The 328-nt window shown below is 61.6% G+C and carries 1 pseudogene; it reads left to right on the top strand.

Features of this window, described 5'->3' with window-relative positions:
- Positions 1-328: pseudogene (locus tag HZR81_RS23795) on the top strand (IS66 family transposase); the annotation flags it as partial.

Raw genomic sequence — 328 nt, 5'->3', positions numbered from 1 at the left:
GTATGACCTCCCGGAGCAGGGCGGCCTGTTCCAATCGAATGATGCGGCTAGCCCGGAGAAGCCTCTCGATGCGGAGAAACGCCCGGTTCGGGCTTATCAGCGAGGCACCGGAAAGAAACAGCGGGACGACGACTGCCTGAACGATACGGGTCTGCGTTTTACAGCGGACGTGCCAGTGGAAGTTGTTGAACACCTGCCGCCGGAGCTAAGCGGCCCCGACGCCGACCAGTACGACATCCTTGGCACCAAAACGACCTATCGGCTGGCCCAGCGGACGTCCAGTTACGTGGTGTTGCAAGTGGAACGCCCCGTATTTCGGCGCAAGGGC

This window comes from Pseudomonas sp. LM13, from assembly GCF_041381355.1.
GTDB classification, from domain to species: Bacteria; Pseudomonadota; Gammaproteobacteria; order Pseudomonadales; family Pseudomonadaceae; genus Stutzerimonas; species Stutzerimonas frequens.
Note: the sequence above shows the minus strand (reverse complement) of the source record. Positions and strands in the feature narration are given on the sequence as shown.